This is a genomic window from Aquitalea sp. ASV11 (genome assembly GCF_016429185.1).
Lineage (GTDB): Bacteria > Pseudomonadota > Gammaproteobacteria > Burkholderiales > Chromobacteriaceae > Aquitalea > Aquitalea pelogenes.
Window position 1 is genome coordinate 14,104 of sequence record NZ_JAELUD010000049.1, and the last position, 18,705, is coordinate 32,808.

Annotated in this window: 20 protein-coding genes and 1 pseudogene; 13 read left to right on the top strand and 8 right to left on the bottom strand. The window is 61.0% G+C overall.

Translation table 11 applies throughout. The annotated features are described in order from the left end of the window. The first annotated feature begins 83 nt into the window (after positions 1–83). Both JHD62_RS14930 and JHD62_RS14935 read left to right on the top strand, forming a co-directional pair. A complete protein-coding gene (locus tag JHD62_RS14930; protein WP_199103609.1) occupies positions 84–974 on the top strand; it encodes a patatin-like phospholipase family protein in 891 nt (296 codons plus the stop codon). Positions 975–1,127: 153 nt separating this feature from the next. Then, positions 1,128–1,781, top strand: coding sequence for a glutathione S-transferase family protein (locus JHD62_RS14935; protein ID WP_062788772.1), 654 nt, complete (start codon positions 1,128–1,130; stop codon positions 1,779–1,781). A gap of 12 nt (positions 1,782–1,793) precedes the next feature. Here the strand turns inward: JHD62_RS14935 and dinB are convergent, their stop codons facing one another. The 3 genes from dinB to JHD62_RS14950 form a co-directional block, all read right to left on the bottom strand. Continuing rightward, positions 1,794–2,858: a DNA polymerase IV gene (dinB, locus tag JHD62_RS14940; RefSeq protein ID WP_199103610.1), complete on the bottom strand. Its 1,065-nt coding sequence runs from the start codon at positions 2,856–2,858 to the stop codon at positions 1,794–1,796. Positions 2,859–2,868: 10 nt separating this feature from the next. Then, the gene (locus JHD62_RS14945) at positions 2,869–3,177 is read right to left on the bottom strand and encodes a SelT/SelW/SelH family protein (protein ID WP_199103611.1); all 309 of its coding nucleotides are present in this window, start codon (positions 3,175–3,177) and stop codon (positions 2,869–2,871) included. A gap of 396 nt (positions 3,178–3,573) precedes the next feature. Beyond that, entirely contained in the window at positions 3,574–4,047 is a 474-nt protein-coding gene (locus JHD62_RS14950; protein ID WP_199103612.1) for a copper chaperone PCu(A)C, read from the bottom strand. Positions 4,048–4,229: 182 nt separating this feature from the next. On the opposite strand from JHD62_RS14950, the gene JHD62_RS14955 reads away from it, so the two are divergent. From JHD62_RS14955 to JHD62_RS14970, 4 genes are all read left to right on the top strand, one after another. Further along, on the top strand, positions 4,230–4,874 hold the full coding sequence (locus JHD62_RS14955) for a MarC family NAAT transporter (protein ID WP_045846508.1): 645 nt from the start codon (positions 4,230–4,232) through the stop codon (positions 4,872–4,874). 39 nt (positions 4,875–4,913) lie between these two features. After that, entirely contained in the window at positions 4,914–5,774 is an 861-nt protein-coding gene (locus JHD62_RS14960) for an AraC family transcriptional regulator (protein ID WP_233160975.1), read from the top strand. A gap of 73 nt (positions 5,775–5,847) precedes the next feature. Further along, positions 5,848–6,570: an AzlC family ABC transporter permease gene (locus tag JHD62_RS14965; RefSeq protein ID WP_233160976.1), complete on the top strand. Its 723-nt coding sequence runs from the start codon at positions 5,848–5,850 to the stop codon at positions 6,568–6,570. Beyond that, positions 6,567–6,887, top strand: a complete 321-nt coding sequence (locus JHD62_RS14970; protein ID WP_045846504.1) for an AzlD domain-containing protein — start codon at positions 6,567–6,569, stop codon at positions 6,885–6,887. The genes JHD62_RS14965 and JHD62_RS14970 overlap by 4 nt, the downstream gene beginning before the upstream one ends. A gap of 132 nt (positions 6,888–7,019) precedes the next feature. Here JHD62_RS14970 and rodA read toward each other — a convergent pair whose 3' ends face one another. Genes rodA through JHD62_RS14995 form a run of 5 tightly spaced genes read right to left on the bottom strand, consistent with a single transcriptional unit; the run spans position 7,020 to position 12,547 of the window. Then, on the bottom strand, positions 7,020–8,120 hold the full coding sequence (gene rodA, locus JHD62_RS14975) for a rod shape-determining protein RodA (protein ID WP_197077158.1): 1,101 nt from the start codon (positions 8,118–8,120) through the stop codon (positions 7,020–7,022). Further along, on the bottom strand, positions 8,095–10,035 hold the full coding sequence (gene mrdA, locus JHD62_RS14980) for a penicillin-binding protein 2 (RefSeq protein ID WP_370541070.1): 1,941 nt from the start codon (positions 10,033–10,035) through the stop codon (positions 8,095–8,097). The genes rodA and mrdA overlap by 26 nt, the downstream gene beginning before the upstream one ends. A gap of 3 nt (positions 10,036–10,038) precedes the next feature. Beyond that, entirely contained in the window at positions 10,039–10,542 is a 504-nt protein-coding gene (mreD, locus tag JHD62_RS14985; protein WP_062788759.1) for a rod shape-determining protein MreD, read from the bottom strand. Positions 10,543–10,544: 2 nt separating this feature from the next. Then, a complete protein-coding gene (mreC, locus tag JHD62_RS14990) occupies positions 10,545–11,450 on the bottom strand; it encodes a rod shape-determining protein MreC (protein ID WP_062788758.1) in 906 nt (301 codons plus the stop codon). 53 nt (positions 11,451–11,503) lie between these two features. After that, entirely contained in the window at positions 11,504–12,547 is a 1,044-nt protein-coding gene (locus JHD62_RS14995; protein ID WP_045846501.1) for a rod shape-determining protein, read from the bottom strand. 296 nt (positions 12,548–12,843) lie between these two features. Here JHD62_RS14995 and gatC point away from each other — a divergent pair, with 296 nt between their 5' ends. From gatC to JHD62_RS15030, 7 genes and pseudogenes are all read left to right on the top strand, one after another. Next, positions 12,844–13,131 (top strand): Asp-tRNA(Asn)/Glu-tRNA(Gln) amidotransferase subunit GatC, encoded by a 288-nt coding sequence (gene gatC, locus JHD62_RS15000; protein ID WP_045846500.1) that lies wholly within the window; start codon positions 12,844–12,846, stop codon positions 13,129–13,131. 126 nt (positions 13,132–13,257) lie between these two features. After that, a complete protein-coding gene (gene gatA, locus JHD62_RS15005) occupies positions 13,258–14,709 on the top strand; it encodes an Asp-tRNA(Asn)/Glu-tRNA(Gln) amidotransferase subunit GatA (protein ID WP_199103613.1) in 1,452 nt (483 codons plus the stop codon). 64 nt (positions 14,710–14,773) lie between these two features. Then, entirely contained in the window at positions 14,774–16,201 is a 1,428-nt protein-coding gene (gene gatB, locus JHD62_RS15010; protein WP_062788752.1) for an Asp-tRNA(Asn)/Glu-tRNA(Gln) amidotransferase subunit GatB, read from the top strand. A 371-nt stretch (positions 16,202–16,572) separates the two neighbouring features. Beyond that, positions 16,573–17,019: a division/cell wall cluster transcriptional repressor MraZ gene (gene mraZ, locus JHD62_RS15015; protein ID WP_045846497.1), complete on the top strand. Its 447-nt coding sequence runs from the start codon at positions 16,573–16,575 to the stop codon at positions 17,017–17,019. A gap of 14 nt (positions 17,020–17,033) precedes the next feature. Beyond that, complete coding sequence (rsmH, locus tag JHD62_RS15020) at positions 17,034–17,978, top strand: 16S rRNA (cytosine(1402)-N(4))-methyltransferase RsmH (protein ID WP_370541071.1); 945 nt, start codon at positions 17,034–17,036, stop codon at positions 17,976–17,978. Then, the gene (gene ftsL, locus JHD62_RS15025; protein WP_045846495.1) at positions 17,975–18,247 is read left to right on the top strand and encodes a cell division protein FtsL; all 273 of its coding nucleotides are present in this window, start codon (positions 17,975–17,977) and stop codon (positions 18,245–18,247) included. The genes rsmH and ftsL overlap by 4 nt, the downstream gene beginning before the upstream one ends. After that, positions 18,247–18,705 (top strand): annotated as a pseudogene (locus tag JHD62_RS15030) (penicillin-binding protein 2); the annotation flags it as partial. The gene ftsL and the pseudogene JHD62_RS15030, both read left to right, overlap by 1 nt.

An 18,705-nucleotide genomic window follows, 5' to 3' on the forward strand; every position in this document is an offset into this window, starting at 1 on the left:
GCGTTGCCGGGAACCATGTTGCGCTGCAATAATCGAACGAGCCCATTACGCATTCAACCCCGTCACTACCCGTACCCGCTATCATGACGCTTCTTCGCCGCCTGATGCCGGCCAGCCTGCTGGTCCTGCTGGCCGCCTGTACCATTACCCAAGCTCCAACCGAAATCAGCATTCCCAAAACCCCGGTCAAGCCGCGTGTTGCGCTGGCCCTGGGTGGTGGTGCCGCCAAGGGCTTTGCCCATATTGGTGTCATCAAGGTGCTGGAAGCCAACGGCATCGTGCCGGACATCATCACCGGCACCAGCGCCGGCAGCGTGGTGGGCAGCCTGTATGCTTCCGGCCTGAATGGCATGCAGCTGCAAGCCAAGGCCATGCAGCTGGACGAATCCGAGCTGACCGACTGGACGCTGTCCACCAAGGGCTTCCTGAAGGGTGAGAAGCTGGAGAACTACATCAACACCCAGTTGGGCAACCGGCCCATCGAAAAACTGCCGCGCAAACTGGGCATTGTCGCCACCGAACTGGACTCCGGTCAGAAAGTGGTATTCCGCATGGGTAACACCGGTCAGGCCGTGCGGGCTTCGGCCAGCATTCCCAATGTCTTCCTGCCGGTGGTGATTGGCGGCAAACGCTATGTCGATGGCGGGCTGGTCAGCCCGGTGCCGGTATCGGCCGCCCGCGAGATGGGCGCTGACTTTGTCATCGCGGTGGATATTTCCGCCAAGCCCAAGCCAGGCAAGGCCACCGGCCTGTTCTCCATGCTGGACCAGAGTTTCAACATCATGAGTGGCCCCACGCTGGCCGCCGAACTGAAACAGGCGGATGTGGTGGTGCGGCCCAATGTGCTGAATATCGGCTCGGCCGATTTCGAAGCCCGCCATCAGGCCATTCTGGAAGGCGAAAAAGCCGCGCAGCAGCTGATTCCACTGATTCGCAGCCGTTTGCAGCAAAAGGCGCAGGCGCTGGCCCGTTAAATCCGGCCCGGCTGGCTGTCCGGCCGAAAACTGGCATAATGCAGGCGTTGTCCGGCCATGAGGCCTGTCAGCGCCTGTTTTGCCTTGTGCCGCGTGCGTTGCAAGGCAAAGCATCCATGTTCACTTCAGGGCCAGGCCCGCAAGGAAATCCGCATGATCAAGCTCTACGGCGTGCAGCTGTCTGCCTACTACAACAAGGTAAAGATTGCCTTGCTGGAAAAGGGCGTCAACTTCCAGGAAGTGCCGACCCGCCCCTCGCAGGAACCGGCCATGCTGGAACAAAGCCCGATGGGCAAGATTCCCTATGTCGACATCAATGGCCATGCCCTGTCGGAATCGACGGTGATTCTGGAATGGCTGGAAGATGCTTATCCGACCGCCGCCTTGCTGCCGCCGACGCCGAATGGCCGAGCCAGTGCGCGCGAGCTGATGACCATGCTGGACTTGTACCTGATGCCGGCCACCGCACCCTTGTACCGCCACTTGCTGTTTGGTGCTGCGCTGGATGAAGCCGGCAAGGCGACGGCCAAGGCCGCCATCGAGCGCAGCCTCTTGGCCGTGTCGCGTCTGGTGCAATATGGCCCGTGGCTGGCGGGTGAGTATTTCAGCTTTGCCGATATTTCGGCCGCCTGTGTATTGCCGCTGGTGGCCTGGTCTACCCGAGAAGTGTATGGCGAGGACCTCACCACCATCATTCCGGGCATTGAAGAATACCTGGCCTTGCTGGGCAAGCGTGCCAGCGTGGCCCGCATGTGGCAGGACAGCGCCGCCGCCCGCGCAGCCTATCTGGAAGCCAGCAAACAGTAGGCTGAAGGCTGTCTACATTTCCTCAAACAGCGGTAATTGCTGTGGTTGGTCGGCCTCGTCGGCCAGCCTGACCCCCACCCCCACCAGCCGGACCGGCTTGTTGCCGCGGGCAAATGCCACGCCCAGCAAGTCGGTGTAAGCGGCGCTGCTCAGCTGCTGGCCGACATGCTCGGCGGTGGTCTGGCTGAAATCGGCAAACTTCAGCTTCACACTCAAACCCTTGAACGGCGGATTGCCAGCCCGTGCAATGCGGCCCTGCAACTTGGCCATCAGCTCTGGCAGCTTGTCCAGGCTGGCGGCGAGGTCCGGCAGGTCCTGCGCATAGGTTTCTTCCACGCTGATGGATTTGCGGCTGCGGTCGGTACTGACCGGCCGCTCGTCACGCCCGCGTGCCAGCTCGTACAGCCGCTCGCCAAAGCGGCCGAAATGCCGCATCAGGTCGCTCATTTCCCATTGGCGCAGCTCGCTGCAGCGGTGAATGCCCAGCTTTTTCAGATGCGCCGCCGTCACCCTGCCCACGCCATGAATTTTTTCCACCGGCAGTTGCAGCACAAAGGCGTCGACATCCTGCGGGCGGATCACGAACTGCCCGTCCGGCTTGTTCCAGTCACTGGCAATCTTGGCCAGAAACTTGTTGGGCGCAATGCCAGCCGAGGCGGTAATGCCGACTTCGGCCTGAATCTGGCGGCGGATGGCTGCGGCCATCAGGGTGGCGCTGCCTTGCTCGTGCGGCTGGGTGCTGACGTCAAGATAAGCCTCATCCAGCGACAGCGGTTCGATCAGCGGGGTGTAGCGTTCATAGATGGCCATGATCTGCTGGCTGGCCGCGCGGTAGCGGGCCATGTCCGGCGGCAGGATCAGCAATTGCGGACACAGGCGCAGCGCGCGCGCCGATGACATGGCGCTGTGTACGCCAAAGCGGCGGGCAATGTAGTTGCAGGTGGCAATGACTCCGCGGCTGTCCGGCTGCCCGCCCACCGCCAGCGGGATGTCACGCAGCGCCGGGTTGTCGCGCATTTCGATGGCGGCATAAAAGCAATCGCAATCGACGTGGATGATCTTGCGTTGGCCGGTCATGCAGCGGCTATCAGTCGGCAGCGCGCTCGCTGTGGCCCAGTGACTTGTCCGGTGCCACCCGGTCGCGCACCAGCTGCTTGAGTTGCTTGATGTCGGGAAAGCCGCCGTCCTGCTTGCGGTCCCAGATTTGCTCGCCATCGACACAGACACGGAATACGCCACCACTGCCGGGGCGCAGCGCTACCTCGGCCAGTTCTTTTTCAAAGGTGGTGAGCAATTCCTGCGCCATCCAGGCGGCACGCAACATCCAGCGGCAACCGGTGCAGTATTCGATGCTGATTCGGGCTAATGCAGAGGGGGAGTGCGTGGTGGCGGTCATGGCTGGCTGGCAAAGAAAGAATGCCGGATAGCATAACGCAGAATGAGGAAAAATCCGCCGGTTCCCTGAGTCGATCTATTTATTTGACGGGCCTCGCTGAGCAAGGTCCGCTCCTCCATCGTGTTGACTCTTCCTTGGTGCAGACTTGGCGCTTACTACTGTTAGGGTAACCGGCGGACTGAGCAGTACAGAGCGTTGTTCAACTCAATTTCCGGACGCCAGTTTGCCCAAGCTTGGTGCAACGGTAAAGCGAATACTCTAACAAGTAGCGGATGCTGCATTGCACGATGTCACATTGGCGCAACGTCGGGCAGAAAAATGCCCGCTTTTGCGGGCATGTGGATGATTTGGCCAGAAAATTCACTACTCCGGCAGTGAATTTCACTGGCTACAGCTTTAGTGGCCGCTGTGATCCATCTCGGCGGGCATGTCTTTTTCCACTTGCACCTCTACCGTGATGCTGCCTGCCTTGGCAAACTTCAGCGTCAGCGGGAAATGGTCCCCGGCCTTGAGCGGCTGCTTCAGGCCCATCAGCATGATGTGATAACCACCGGGGGCAAATTTCACCTCGCTGCCGGCGGCAACAGCAACACCGCCGCTGACTTCACGCATGCGCATTACGCCATTGTCGTTGATGTGCACATGCAGCTCGGCTTTTTCCGCCCGCGGTGTGCTGGCAGAAATCAGCGTATCGGCCTGTTTGCCGGTGTTCTTGATGCTCAGGTAGGCCGCGCCGGTGGGGCTGGCTTCCGGCATGGCCCGGCTCCAGGGATGACCCAGTTCCAGTGCCCCCAGTTTGAAACCGTGGGCAGAAACGGTTGCCGCCAGCATGAGGCCGGCGAGCAAGGCGAACAGACGGGAAAGGGACATGGACTTCTCCTGTATTGGGTTGCGGGCAAATTAGCACAGTTCAGACCACACAGGCTGCGACAAAGTGCCGCAGCCCGGTGCAAAGAGGATGCGACATGGCACTGGCACAGACACGACGCCGGGCTATCATTTGCCGGGCAGATGACTATAATCGTCGGCTTATATTTAATGGTATTGGCATCATGCTGGAAACCCTGTCGCTGAAGTTCCTGTTTGGTGGTCTGCTCAGCCTGATCACCATTACCAATCCGCTGTCCAAGATTCCGCTGTTCATTTCCCTGACCCAGGACATGAGCGAAGCCGGGCGGGCCAACCAGGCGCGTCGTGCCTGCCTGTTTGCCGCGGCCATCATGCTGGTCAGCCTGCTGGCCGGTAACCTCATCATGGCGGCCTTCGGCATTTCCTATGGCGCGCTGCGGATTGCCGGCGGGTTGGTGGTGGCGGTGCTGGGTTATCGCATGCTGTTCTTGTCGCAGGACCCGGGCATGGCACCCAAAACCGGCGAGCGGGAAGACTATGCCTTTTTCCCCTTGGCCATGCCCGGCATCAGTGGCCCGGGGACTATCGCCGTGGTAATCGGCATTTCGACAGAAATAGCCGAATTGTCGGGCTGGACGGCCAAGACACTGGCCTTCGGCATGACCTTTGTCGCCATTGCCGCCACCAGCCTGGGCATGTGGCTGGTGCTGCGTTCCTCGGCCATGATTTCCGCCCGGCTGGGGCGCGGTGGCCGCGAAGTCACCACCCGGCTGATGGGCTTCTTGCTGATCTGCGTTGGCGTGCAGTTTGTCGGCTCCGGCATCCGTACTTTCATGGCCGGTTCCTGAGCAAGATCGTTCAAGTTTTCTGTCCGGGGCTATGCCAGAATGCAAGGGACATCCTTTGTCCCGCCCGCTGCCATGCCCCATTCCGAGCACGAATTTTCCCGCTTCTTCCGCGCCGATGACATCGCGCCGCTGGAATGCCTGGATGCCTTTTACCGCGAACAGGTATTTGCACCGCATTTTCACGAAGAATATGTGGTGAATGCCCTGCTGGCCGGGGCACAGGCTTACCGCCACCGCGGGGGCAATCATATTGCCGGGGTCGGTGCGCTGGTGTTGATGAACCCTGGTGAGGTCCATACCGGCGAGTGTGCGCACCAGCACGGCTGGGCTTATCGCGGCTTCTATCCTTCCGCCAGCCTGATCTGCCAGCTGGCGGCCGAAATCAGCGGCCAGCCGGCTGCTACGCCCTATTTTCGCGATACCGTGGTGCTGGACCCGCAGCTGGCTGCGCAGCTGAACCAGCTGCATGCCCTGCTGCGTGACAGCCGGGACACCTTGCAACGCGAGTCGGCGCTGTATGCCGTGTTCAGTCAGGTGGTGTTACGCCATATGCAGATCGCCGAGCGGCCACAGCGCCCGTGGCCACAGGCGGTGGAGCGGGCCCGGCAGATGCTGGCCGATTGTGTGGCGGACAATCTGTCGCTGGCCACGCTGGCAGCGGCCGTGGGCCTGTCGCCCTGGCAGCTCAACCGGCAGTTTTCCCGGCATCTGGGCTTGCCGCCGGTGGCCTGGCGTAATCAGTTGCGCGTGGTACGTGCCCGGCAAATGCTGGCTGGCGGTCATAGCCCGGCAGCTGCGGCGCAGGCATTGGGCTTTGCCGACCAGCCACACCTCACCCGCATTTTCCGTCAGGCGCTGGGCATCACCCCGGCAGCCTATCAGCGCAGCCTCCGGCGCTGAGCGCAAGATCGTTCAAGTCAGCCTGCCTTCATGGTGATAGCGTGGTTGCTGTATTCACCTTTATCATCGCCCCATGTCTCAACAAACCTGTTTATCCCGTCGCGCACTGTTGCTGGAAGGCGCACGCGATACCGTGCCCATGCTGGTGGGGGCAGCCCCGTTCGGGGTGATTTTCGGCACGCTGGCCATTGCGGCCGGCTTGTCCCCGGCCACGGCGCTTGGCATGTCGGTGCTGGTGTTTGCCGGTTCTTCCCAGTTCATCGGCGTCAGCCTGATCGGTGCCGGCACTGCCTTGCCCGTATTGTGGCTCACCACCTTTGTAGTAAACCTACGCCATGCGCTGTACAGCGCCACCTTGCTGCCCTATGCCCGTGACTGGCCGCTGCGCTGGCGCTGGCCGCTGGCTTTCTGGCTGACCGATGAAACCTTTGCCGTGGTGGAGCACCGCTTTCGCACCAAGGGGACGGATGGCGGCCAGTGGTACTGGCTGGCATCGTCGCTGGCCATGTATGGCAACTGGTTGTTCTGGACCATGGTGGGGGTGAGCCTGGGACAGTCGCTGCCCGGTCTGGCCACGCTGGGGCTGGACTTTGCCATGGGGGCAACCTTTGCCGCCATCGTGGCACCACAGTTCAAACGCCGCCCGGCATTGGGCGCTGCCGTGGCCGCCAGCGTGGTGGCCATGCTGGCGCGCGGCCTGCCCTACAAGCTGGACCTGATGCTGGCGGCCGTGGTGGGCGTTGCCTCCGGCCTGCTGCTGGAGCAGTGGCACAAGGGCAAGGAGCAGACAGCATGAATCACTGGCTTGCCATTGGCGGCATGATGCTGCTGACTGTATTGATTCGTGCCAGTTTTCTGGTGTTCGGCCAGCGACTGGCATTTCCCGACTGGCTGAACCGTGCGCTGCATTATGTGCCGGCCGCCGTATTGTCTGCGCTGGTGGTGCCGATGGCGCTGGCACCAGCCGGCACGGTGGACATCAGCCTGCACAATGCCTATTTGCCCGGCATCATCGTGGCGGCACTGGTGGCGTGGAAAAGTGGCAAGACCCTGCTGGCGATTGTGATCAGCTTTGTGGTGTACGGGGTGTGGCGCTGGGGGCTGGGCTTGTAAGACCCGCTGACCAAACCCCGCTGGCTGTACAGTCTGGGTCGGTGCGCCTTGGCCTGGATTCTCTACGCGGTTTTGTCCGCATTGCCAGGTAGCGCGTGATGGCCAGACCGGTGTGGACGGTCCGGCGACCGCTTAGCGTCGGGCATTGCCTATGCTCATCAGCATGCCCATGCCGACAAACAGGGTGACGGTGGCGGTGCCACCATAGGAAACAAAGGGCAGCGGCACGCCCACCACCGGCAGGATACCCGCCACCATGCCCATGTTGACGAAGGCATAGACAAAGAAGGACAGGGTGATGGCACCGGCCATGGCGCGGCCATACAGGGTTTGCGCCCCGGCGGTGATCATCATGGCGCGGCTGAGCACCAGGGTGTAAAGAATCACCAGTACGATATTGCCCACCAGGCCGAATTCCTCGGAATACACAGCAAAGATGAAGTCGGTGGTGCGCTCCGGAATGTAGTCCAGATGGGTCTGGGTGCCGTTAAGCCAACCCTTGCCCCAAGGGCCACCGGAACCGATGGCAATCATCGACTGGATGATGTGATAACCGGCGCCCAGCGGGTCTTCCATCGGGTCTATCATGGTCATCACCCGACGGCGCTGGTAGTCGTGCAACATGTTCCACACCACAGGCATGCTGGCCCCGGCGGCAATCATCCCGCCCAGAATCACCTTCCACGGCAGGCCGACAAAGAACAGCACGAAAAAGCCGGAAGCCGCAATCAGCATGGTGGTGCCAAGGTCGGGCTGCTTCAGTACCAGCGCGCAGGGAATGGCAATCATCACCGCCGCCACCAGATAATGCCACCAGCGCATCGACAGTTCGTATTTCTGGAAGAACCAGGCCAGCATCATCGGCAGGGCAATCTTCATGATTTCCGAAGGCTGGATACGGGTGATGCCCAGCTCCAGCCAGCGGGTGGAACCATTCACCGTCACGCCCTTGAAATGCACGGCCAGCAGCAATACCACCCCGATGCCGTAAATGGGCGGGGCAAAGTTCATGATGCTTTGCGGCCGGCTGCGCGCCAGCAGCCACATGATGCTGAGTGACAGCAGGGTGTAGACCAGCTTGTTGTCGATCTTGTCCAGACCCTGGTTGTTGGCCGAATACAGCACCACCAGGCTCAGGGCGAAAATCAGGCCCAGAATGATCATCAGCGGGCCATCCAGCGGGGCCTTGATGGCCAGCCACAGGCGTTTAATCAGATGCGGCTGCAGCGTCATCGGCAGTATCCATGGGCACGGTTTTCAGGTCCCCACTGATGGAACCCGGCACCTTGCCGGTGATGTAGTAGTCGAACAGGCCTCGGGCAATCGGCGCCGCCGCAGCAGCGCCGAAACCGGCGTTTTCCACGATGATGGCCACGGCAATGCGTGGTTTTTCCACCGGAGCAAAGGCGACAAACCAGGAGTGGTCGCGATATTGCTCGGCCAGGGCAGAGGCGTTGTACTTGGCACCCTGCTTGATGGCCACCACCTGGGCGGTACCGGTTTTTCCCGCCATGGTATAGGGCAGGCCCACACCCAGCCGCCAGGCGGTGCCGCCGGGCTTGAGCACCGACTGCATGGCGGCTTTCACGTACTCGAAGTTTTCCTGCTTGAAGGGCAGTACATGGTCGGGCTTGGCGGCAATCAGCCGGCTCTTGCCGCTGCGCGCATCCACCACTTCCTGTACCAGGTGCGGCTTGTAAGCCACGCCGTCATTGGCCAGCGTGGCGATGCCGTTCGCCATTTGCAGCGGGGTGTAGGAGTTGAAGCCCTGGCCGATGCCGATACTCACCACATCGGCCGGGTACCAGCGGCGGAATTCTTCCTTGTAGCGGGCAAAGCGCTTGGCTTTCCATTCCTTGGTGGGCAGTACGCCACTGGCTTCGCCGTCCAGGTCGATGCCGGTGGGACGGCCCAGGCCGAACTGGCCGACGGTGGGTGCAATCTTGTCGATGCCCATGTCCCAGGCCAGCTTGTAGAAGAAGGTATCACTGGACACCTGGATGGCCTTGGCCAGGTTGGCCGAGCCATTGCCGTTCTTGTTACTGTCGCGGAACTGGTGGCTGGAGCCGGGCAGGGTGAAGAAGGCCGGTGCTGGACGTACATCATGCATGCCGATGGAGTGGGTTTCCAGCGCAGCCATGGCCATGAAGGGCTTGAAGGTGGAGCCGGGCGGATAGGTACCGCGCAGCGCACGGTTGATCATCGGCTTTTGCCAGTCGCTGTTCAGTGCCGCCCAGCTTTGGCTGTCGATGCCGTCGATGAACAGATTGGGGTCGAAACCCGGCTTGGACAGGAAGGCCAGCACGCCGCCGGTTTGCGGGTCGATGGCCACCAGCGCGCCGCGACGGTTGCCGAACAGCTTGTCGGCAACCTCTTGCAGGCGGATGTCCAGCGCCAGCTTCAGGTTGTTGCCATTGACCGGCGGCGTGCGGCGCAGGCTGCGGATGGCGCGGCCACCGGAGTCGGTTTCCACTTCTTCAAAGCCCACCTGACCGTGCAGATCATCCTCGTACACCGCTTCCAGGCCGGTCTTGCCGATGTAATTAGTGCCCTTGTAATTGGTGCTCTTGTCTTCATCGTCCAGCCGCTCCTGGTCTTTCTGGTTGATGCGGCCGATATAGCCCAGCACATGGCTGGTGAGTTCCTTGTACGGGTAGTCGCGGAACAGGCGCGCCTTCACCTGTACGCCGGGAAAGCGCCAGGCATTGGCAGCCACGCGGGCAGCTTCTTCCTCGGTCAGCTTCACCTTGAGCGGGATGGATTCGAAATCCTTGGATTCGCCCAGCAGCTTCTTGAACAGCTTTTCGTCACGCGGGGTGATGTTCACCAGCTTGGCCAGTTCGGCAATGGTGGCATTCATGTCCGGCATCTTGCTGGGCACCAGCTCCAGCGTGTAGGCGGAATAGTTCTGTGCCAGGATGACGCCGTTGCGGTCCATGATCAGGCCGCGGTTGGGCAGGATGGGCAGCAGCGAGATGCGGTTGTTCTGCGCCAGTGTGGAAAAGTGCTCGTACTGGTATACCTGCAGCCAGACAAAACGGGCAATCAGCAGGCAGAACATCAGCAGCATGAAGACATAAGCCACAATCAGCCGAAGCTGGAACTGGCCATCTTCAGCCTGCGGGTTCTTGAAGCGGGTAGGGCGCACGACTTACACCGAGTGATGACGGTAAGGCAACAGCAGCAGCTTGGTCAGCAGCGGCCACAACAGGGCACCGATCAGCGGCGGCAGGAAATAGCTCCAGCCGACAAAGGCCGAGCCGGTCAGCATGCGCGCCACCACCATGATGCTCTGGTTGCACAGCATCAGCGCCAGCACGCTCAAGGCCTGCTGGCCAAGGTTGAACATGATCAGCTGGCGTTGACGGCTCAGTGCCAGATAGGCGGTGACCGAATAGGCCAGCGCGTGCTGGCCCAGCATGCCGGCAGTGGCAATGTCGGCCACCAGCCCCATCAGGAAGGCAATGCCCACATTCACCCGGCGCGGCTGGTTGATTACCCAGTACAACAGCACCAGGCTGATGAAGTCCGGCAGCCAGCGGGTGGAGCCATGCGGCAACGGCACCATTTCCACCAGCACTGCCAGCAGAAAAGTCATGAAAATGAAGCGGCGCTTGACCGGCTTGAGCAATTCCTTGGGGCGGTCGAACGACATGCTTACTCCGAATCGGCGGGCTTCTTGCCCTTGGTCTTTTTCACAGGCACGACCGGTTCGGCCGGGCGTGGCGGTGTCTGGCCCTTTTGCTGCAATACCAGCACGTAGCGGGTTTGCTGCACCCCGGCCAGCGGCTCGGTGGTGATACGGCTGAATGCCGCGCCGGCATTGCGTTCTACCTTGCTCACCCGCGCCACCGGCGTTCCTTCCTGATACAGGCCGTCAATGCCGGAAGTGACAATGCTGTCGCCTTCACGCACGTCGGCATGCAAGGGCAGGTAGCGGATTTCCACGCCGCCGCCATAACCGTACAGGATGGCACGCTCACCGGTACGGGCAATCATCACCGGCACCATCTGGTTCTTGTCGATGATCAGCGTGACTTCCGCTGTCAGCGGCTGTACGCGGGTAATCTGGCCCAGCAGGCCGCGCGCATCCACCACCGGTTGTCCCGGCTGCAAATTGGCATCGGCACCCTTGTCGATGATGATCTTGTAAGAGAAGGGGTCGCGGCCGGTGTACAACGTCTCGGCCAGCTGCGGTGCATCAGTGCGCGTGGCCTTGATGCTGTTGAGCTGACGCAACTCGTTCAGCTCCCGTTCCACCGTTTCCAGCCTGGCCAGCCGGGCGGACATTTCCAGCTGGCGGGTGCGCAGCTGGTCGTTTTCGTTTTTGAGATCGGCCTGGACGGTAAAGTAGTCACCGAAATGGCGCACCATGCCCAGCGGCATGTTGACCACCCGCTGCAAGGGATAGAGCACCAGGGACATGCCATCGCGGGCCTGCTCCATCAGTCCGTAACGGCTGTCGCCCACCAGAAGCGCGATGGAGGCCAGCGCGCACAGGAACAGGCGCGTGCCGGGCTTGGGCCCGGAACGGAAAAAGCTGGGGGTGTTGGCGAAGTCCATCAGGCGGTATGCCACCCCTTGACGGGGCGGCAGCAACTCCGTTTAGGCAACAATCAGGGTACGTTGGTGAAAATGGTGCCGATCTTGTCCATTTTTTCCAGCGCCTTGCCCGAACCGCGAACCACGCAGGTCAGCGGCTCTTCGGCCACGAACACCGGCAGGCCGGTTTCTTCGGCCAGCAAGCGGTCGATATCCTTCAGCAGCGCACCACCACCGGTCAGCACCATGCCCTTGTCGGCAATGTCGGCACCCAGTTCCGGCGGGGTCTGTTCCAGCGCGATCTTCACGGCGGAGACGATCTGGTTCAGGGGTTCGGTCAGTGCTTCCAGGATTTCATTGGACGACACGGTGAAAGCGCGCGGAATGCCTTCGGCCAGGTTGCGGCCCTTGACTTCCATTTCGCGTACTTCGGCACCGGGGAAGGCCGAGCCGATGGTCTTCTTGATTTCTTCGGCAGTGGTTTCACCAATCAGCATGCCGTAATTGCGGCGGATGTAATTGATGATGGCTTCGTCGAACTTGTCACCACCCACGCGTACCGAGTTGGAGTACACCACGCCACCCAGCGAAATCACACCCACTTCGGTGGTACCACCACCAATGTCCACCACCATGGAGCCGGTCGGTTCTTCCACCGGCAGGCCGGCACCGATGGCAGCGGCCATCGGCTCTTCGATCAGCTCGACACGGCGCGCACCGGCAGCCAGGGCCGAGTCGCGGATGGCCTTGCGTTCCACCTGGGTGGAACCGCAGGGCACGCAGATCACGATGCGCGGGCTGGCAGCAAAGAAGCGGTTGGGGTTCACCTTCTTGATGAACTGCTTGAGCATCTGCTCGGTCACGGTGAAGTCGGCAATCACGCCGTCCTTCATCGGGCGGATGGCCTGGATGGAACCGGGAGTGCGGCCCAGCATCTTCTTGGCTTCCAGGCCAACGGCCAGGATGGATTTCTTGTTGGTGGGCGCGTCGCTGTGAATGGCGACCACCGACGGCTCGTCAAGCACGATGCCCTTGCCACGCATGTAAATGAGGGTGTTGGCCGTGCCAAGGTCGATGGCAAGGTCGTTGGAGAAGTATCCGGTGAGCGAACGAAACATTGGGCGGTCCTGGTTCAGTTTCCGTCAGTCGGGCGCGATGCGCGTCCGGCAAATTCTTAGCATGGGCTTGGCTTCCCGGGCCCGTCGCGGCGCAGGCCTGAGGCAGCGGACGGCGGCATTCCGGGGACATCATTGTTGCATTGCAGCACGGAAATGAACAACAGGCATGACAGACAGAAAACCCTGTTGTCAGCTGCGTTTTTCCTGCTGCGATGTGTGATGTCGATCTTGGGAGAATCAAACCCCTTATGATACCCTATAAAGCTTGAAATATTAAAGGTTTTAACGAGGACGCCATGTCTCTGACGCACCAGGATGTCGCGCGGATTGCCAAGCTTGCCCGCATCAACGTAAGCGACGAAGAAATCGTCGCGGTTGGCAACCAGCTTAACAATATTTTTGGCCTGATCGAGAAGATGCAGGCCGTCAACACCGATGGCATCGAACCGATGGCGCATCCGCAGGATGTCAGCCTGCGCCTGCGTGAAGACATCGTGACCCAGACCAATCAGCGGGAGGCTTTTCAGGCCATTGCCCCGCAGGTGGAAAAGGGTTTGTTCCTCGTTCCCAAGGTAATCGAGTGAGTTTCAGAGCAATCGCTGTTCGGATGGTTCCCAGGTTGGAATCGCTTTTTTCCGAAGTGCGAAACCCGTCCTGCAGGCCGGGTGCTTCTGCTCACTGATCCCAGCTTAACCGGATATCAAGACAAAATGACGAACGCCACCCTCAAGCAACTGTCGCAACAACTGGCGGCGGGTGCGGTGTCGAGCGTGGAATTGGCCACGCAATACCTGGACCGCATCGAGGCGCTGAACCCGCAGCTGAACGCCTTCATCACCGTGGACCGCGCCCGCACCCTGGCCGATGCCGCGGCGGCCGACGCTGCCCGTGCTGCTGGCAATGCCGGCCTGCTTACCGGCGTGCCCATGGTGCACAAGGACATCTTCTGCCAGCAGGGCTGGAAAACCAGCTGTGGCTCCAGAATGCTGGACAACTTCATCTCGCCCTACAGCGCCCACGTGGTGGAGCAGTGCAATGCAGCCGGGCTGGTGACGCTGGGCCGCGCCAACATGGACGAATTCGCCATGGGCTCGTCCAATGAAAACAGCTACTACGGTGCCGTGAAAAACCCGTGGGACCTGAACGCCATTCCTGGCGGCTCGTCCGGTGGTTCCGCCGCTGCTGTCGCTGCACGCCTGACGCCGGTGGCCACCGCCACCGACACCGGCGGTTCCATCCGCCAGCCGGCCAGCCACTGTGGCGTCACCGGCATCAAGCCCACTTATGGTGTGGTATCGCGCTACGGCATGGTGGCTTATGCCTCCTCGCTGGATCAGGGCGGCCCGATTGCCCAGACCGCCGAAGACTGCGCGCTGATGCTGAACGTGATGGCCGGTTTCGACGAGCGTGACTCCACCAGCCTGGAGCGTGCCCGCGAAGACTACACCCGCGACCTGAACCAGCCGCTGGCCGGTTTGCGCGTGGGTCTGCCGCGCGAGTACTTTGCCGACGGCCTGGATGGCGACGTGGCCAAGGTGATTGAAGACGCCGTGGCCGAGCTGAAAAAGCAGGGCGCGCAGGTGGTGGACATCAGCCTGCCCAATACCGAGCTGTCCATCCCGGCTTACTACGTGATTGCCCCGGCCGAGGCCTCCACCAACCTGTCGCGTTACGATGGCGTGCGTTACGGCCACCGTGCGGCGGATTACAAAGATCTGGTGGATATGTATGAGAAGACCCGCGCCGAAGGTTTTGGCGCCGAGGTCAAGCGCCGTATTCTGGTGGGCAGCTATGTGCTGTCGCACGGCTATTACGATGCTTACTACCTGAAAGCGCAGAAAATCCGCCGTCTGATCGCCAACGATTTCACCGCCGCATTTGCGCAGTGTGACGTGATCCTGGGGCCGGTGGCACCGACTGCCGCCTTCAATATCGGCGAGAAATCCGGCGATCCGGTGCAGATGTATCTGTCCGACATCTACACCCTGTCGGTCAACCTGGCCGGCCTGCCCGGCATGAGCGTACCGGCCGGATTCAACCGTCATGGCCGCCCGGTGGGTTTGCAGATCATCGGCAATTATTTTGGCGAAGCAAAAATGCTGAATGTGGCGCACCAGTTCCAGTTGGCTACCGACTGGCACACCCGCGCTCCCGCCCTGTAATCAAGACCGTAGCGGGGCGGCGCAGCGTCCGCCCCTGTCGGCATAGCAAAAGGATTTCTCCGCGATGAAATGGGAAGTCGTCATCGGTCTTGAGGTGCATGTGCAGCTCAACACCGCTACCAAGATTTTTTCCGGCACCAGCACCGCCTTTGGTGCCGAGCCGAACACCCAGGCCTCGGCCGTGGAGCTGGCCTTCCCCGGCGTGCTGCCGGTGATGAACAAGGCTGTGGTGGAAAAAGCCATCCGCCTGGGCCTGGCACTGGGCTCGAAAATCAACCAGAAGAACGTATTTGCGCGCAAAAACTACTTCTACCCCGACCTGCCCAAGGGCTACCAGATCAGCCAGATGGAGCTGCCTATCGTCGAAGGCGGCGTATTGCCGATTCTGGTGGGCGAGGAAGAAAAACTGGTCAAGCTGACCCGTGCCCACATGGAAGAAGATGCAGGCAAATCGCTGCATGAAGACTTCAGCGGCATGACCGGCATCGACCTCAACCGCGCCGGTACCCCTCTGCTGGAAGTGGTGTCCGAGCCGGACATGCGCTCACCGGAAGAAGCCGTGGCCTATGCCCGTGCCCTGCACAGCCTGGTGATGTGGCTGGGTATTTGCGACGGCAACATGCAGGAAGGCAGCTTCCGTGTGGACGCCAACGTTTCGGTGCGCCCGTTCGGCCAGCAGGAATTCGGCACCCGCCGCGAAATCAAGAACCTGAACTCCTTCCGCTTCCTGGAGCAGGCCATCAAGTATGAAATCCAGTGGCAGATCGATACCCTGGAAGATGGCGGCCGCGTGGAGCAGGCCACCGTGCTGTTCGACCCGGACAGCGGCGAAACCCGCATGATGCGTAGCAAGGAAGATGCGCACGACTATCGCTACTTCCCCGATCCAGACTTGCTGCCGGTACGCATCAGCGACGAGCAGATCGCCCGCATCCGCAGCGAAATGCCGGAACTGCCCAGCGCCATGAAGGCCCGCTTTGTCGAAGCCTTCGGCGTGTCGGCCTACGACGCGGCCCTGCTGACCGGCAGCCGCGCCACGGCAGAATATTTCGAAGCGGTGGCCCAGGCTTCCGGTCAGGGCAAGCTGGCCGCCAACTGGGTGAATGGTGAAATCGCCGCCCGCCTGAACCGCGAAGGCAAGGATATTGGCGATTGCCCGATTTCTGCCGAGCGCCTCACCGGCCTGATCCAGCGCATTGCCGACAACACCCTGTCCAGCAAGCTGGCCAAGCAAGTGTTCGATGCCTTGTGGGATAGCGATCTGTCTGCCGATGCCATCATCGAGCGTGACGGCCTCAAGCAGGTGTCTGACGTGGGTGCCATCGAGAAGATGGTGGAAGAAGCCATTGCCGCCAACCCCAAGGCGGTGGAGGAATTCCGCGCCGGCAAGGAAAAGGCACTGAATGCCTTGGCCGGTCAGGTGATGAAAGCTTCCAAGGGCAAGGCCAACCCGGCCCAGGTGCAGGAAATCCTGAAGCAGAAACTGGCCTGATCCGGGCCTTTGAGCTTCAGCAAGCGGAACGGCATGTGCAGTGCATGCCGTTCCGTTTTTTCTTTTTCAAGCTTTTCTTTCAGGTGCTGCGCAAGCATCGCAAGCTGTCTGATGTTCTTGTCATTAAAAATCATTGTGTTGCCTTCCTGCACCATTCCAGTTCATAGCTCACTTTGACAGTGCTTATTAACTCACTGATTTGACACGGAAAGCACATTTTCACCGTGCCGCTAAGTCATTGTCGCAAAAGGTGAATTAGCACCAAGTGATGTTGACCGTAGTGCAGTTCTTTCTTATAGTGGCGGAAAGTGGGGTGAAGTGGGTAAAAGTGGGGCGACGGCCCCTCAACTTTCAGCGGTGGTTTCCAGCTCATGATTGGTGGCGTCAGCATTGTCTCTCTTGATAGCAAGGGTCGTTTGGCCATTCCGGCCAGACACCGTGAGACACTGCTGTCCGCGTTTGGCCACAAGCTGGTGGTGACCCTCGAATCTCCCGATCATCTGCTGATTTACCCTGAACCCAACTGGCGTCCGGTCGAAGCCCGCCTTCTCGCCCTTCCCACCGGCAATCCCACGCTGAAACGCTACCAGCGCCTCGTGCTTGGCCACGCAGAAACGCTGGAAATGGACAGCGCCGGACGCATCCTGCTTCCCTCCCGCCTGCGCGATCTGGTCGGTCTCGACAAGGACGTGGCACTGGTGGGCATGGGTAACCGCTTCGAGCTGTGGAATGCCGAGGAATGGGACAGCCAGACCAATGACGCCCTGGCAATAGACCAAGCCGACCTGGCACAACATCTTGGAGACTTTACGCTGTGAACCCCACCCCGTTCGTGCATCGCACGGTGCTGCTTGCCGAGGCTGTCGAAGCACTCGCCATCAAGCCTGATGGCGTGTACGTCGACTGCACCTTTGGCCGAGGTGGTCATAGCCGCTTGATCCTGTCACGGCTGGGCCCCGAGGGCCGGCTGATCGCCTTTGACAAGGATCCGGAAGCCATCGCCGAAGCCGAACGGCTGGCGGCAGAAGACAGCCGTTTCACCATTGTCCACAACGGTTTTGAGACCCTGGGTCAGGAACTGGCCCGCCTGGGTGTGGCCACGGTGAATGGTGTATTGATGGATCTGGGCGTGTCCTCGCCACAGATCGACGATGGCCGTCGCGGATTCAGTTTCCGTTTCGACGCGCCGCTGGACATGCGCATGGACACCACCCGCGGCATTACCGCCGCCCAGTGGCTGGCCAGTGCGGAAGAAGACGAAATCAAAGAGGTCATCAAGACTTATGGTGAAGAGCGGTTTGCTCGCAAGATCGCAGCAGCCATTGTTGCGCAACGGGAGCTCGCTCCCATCCAGACCACGCGTGAGCTCGCCTTGCTCGTTGGGAAAAACGTCCGTACTCGGGAACCGGGTCAGGACCCAGCCACGCGTACCTTCCAGGCGATCCGGATCTTTGTGAACCGTGAGCTGGACGAGCTCAAGGCCGTCCTGCCGCAGGCGGCGCGCCACCTGGCTGAAGACGGCCGTCTGACCATCATCAGCTTCCACTCGCTCGAAGACCGCATCGTCAAGCAATACCTGCGCGATGCCAGCAGTGTGGAAAAGCTGCCCAGCTGGGTGATGGTGCGGGCCGAAGACATGGCCCAGCCCCCACTCAACAGCGTAGGCAAGGCCGTGCGCGCCAGCGAAGAAGAGATCCGTGAAAACCCCCGTTCGCGCAGTGCCATCATGCGTGTTGCCCAACGCACGGCTGCGCCGTGGCGTGAGGGGGATGCATGAACCGTCTGTGCGCGATTCTCCTGACTCTTGTGGTGGTGTCCGCCTGGTCGGTGGTCACGTCCCAGCACGTGTCGCGCAGGCTGTACAGCGACCTGCAGAAAGAGCAGAAATCCGCCCAGCAGCTGGAAGTGGAGTATGGCCAGTTGCAACTGGAGCAAAGTACCTGGGGTGCCCATGCGGTAATTGAAAAAGCCGCCAGCACCCGTCTGGGCATGCATACGCCCGACCCGCGCCAGATCCAGGTCATTACCCCGCGGGGAGGAGCCTGATGCGCACCAGCTACTCGGCCCACCAGCGTGAACGCATTGCGGATGCCAGCCCTGCCCTGAAAATGACGGCGGGGCGTGTGCGTTTTGTGTTGCTGATGCTTGGCATGCTGTTTCTGGCGCTGATCGGCCGCGCCATTTACCTGCAAGTGGTGCAGCAGGACTTCCTGCAAGGCCAGGGTGAGGCACGATTCCGCCGCGCGATGACGCTGGAAGCCAACCGCGGAGTGATCACCGACCGCAATGGTGAACCCTTGGCCATCAGCTCGCCGGTGCAAACCATCTGGGCCAGCCCGGCTGACATGGAGCCAGTGCCACCGGCCAAGCTGCGCGAGCTGGGCAGCCTTTTGGACATCAGCCCGGAAGAGCTGGCCACCAAACTGTCCGACCGCAAGAAAGAATTCGTTTACATCAAGCGCCAGATCAATCCTGAAATCGCCGACAAGGTGATGGCGCTGGGC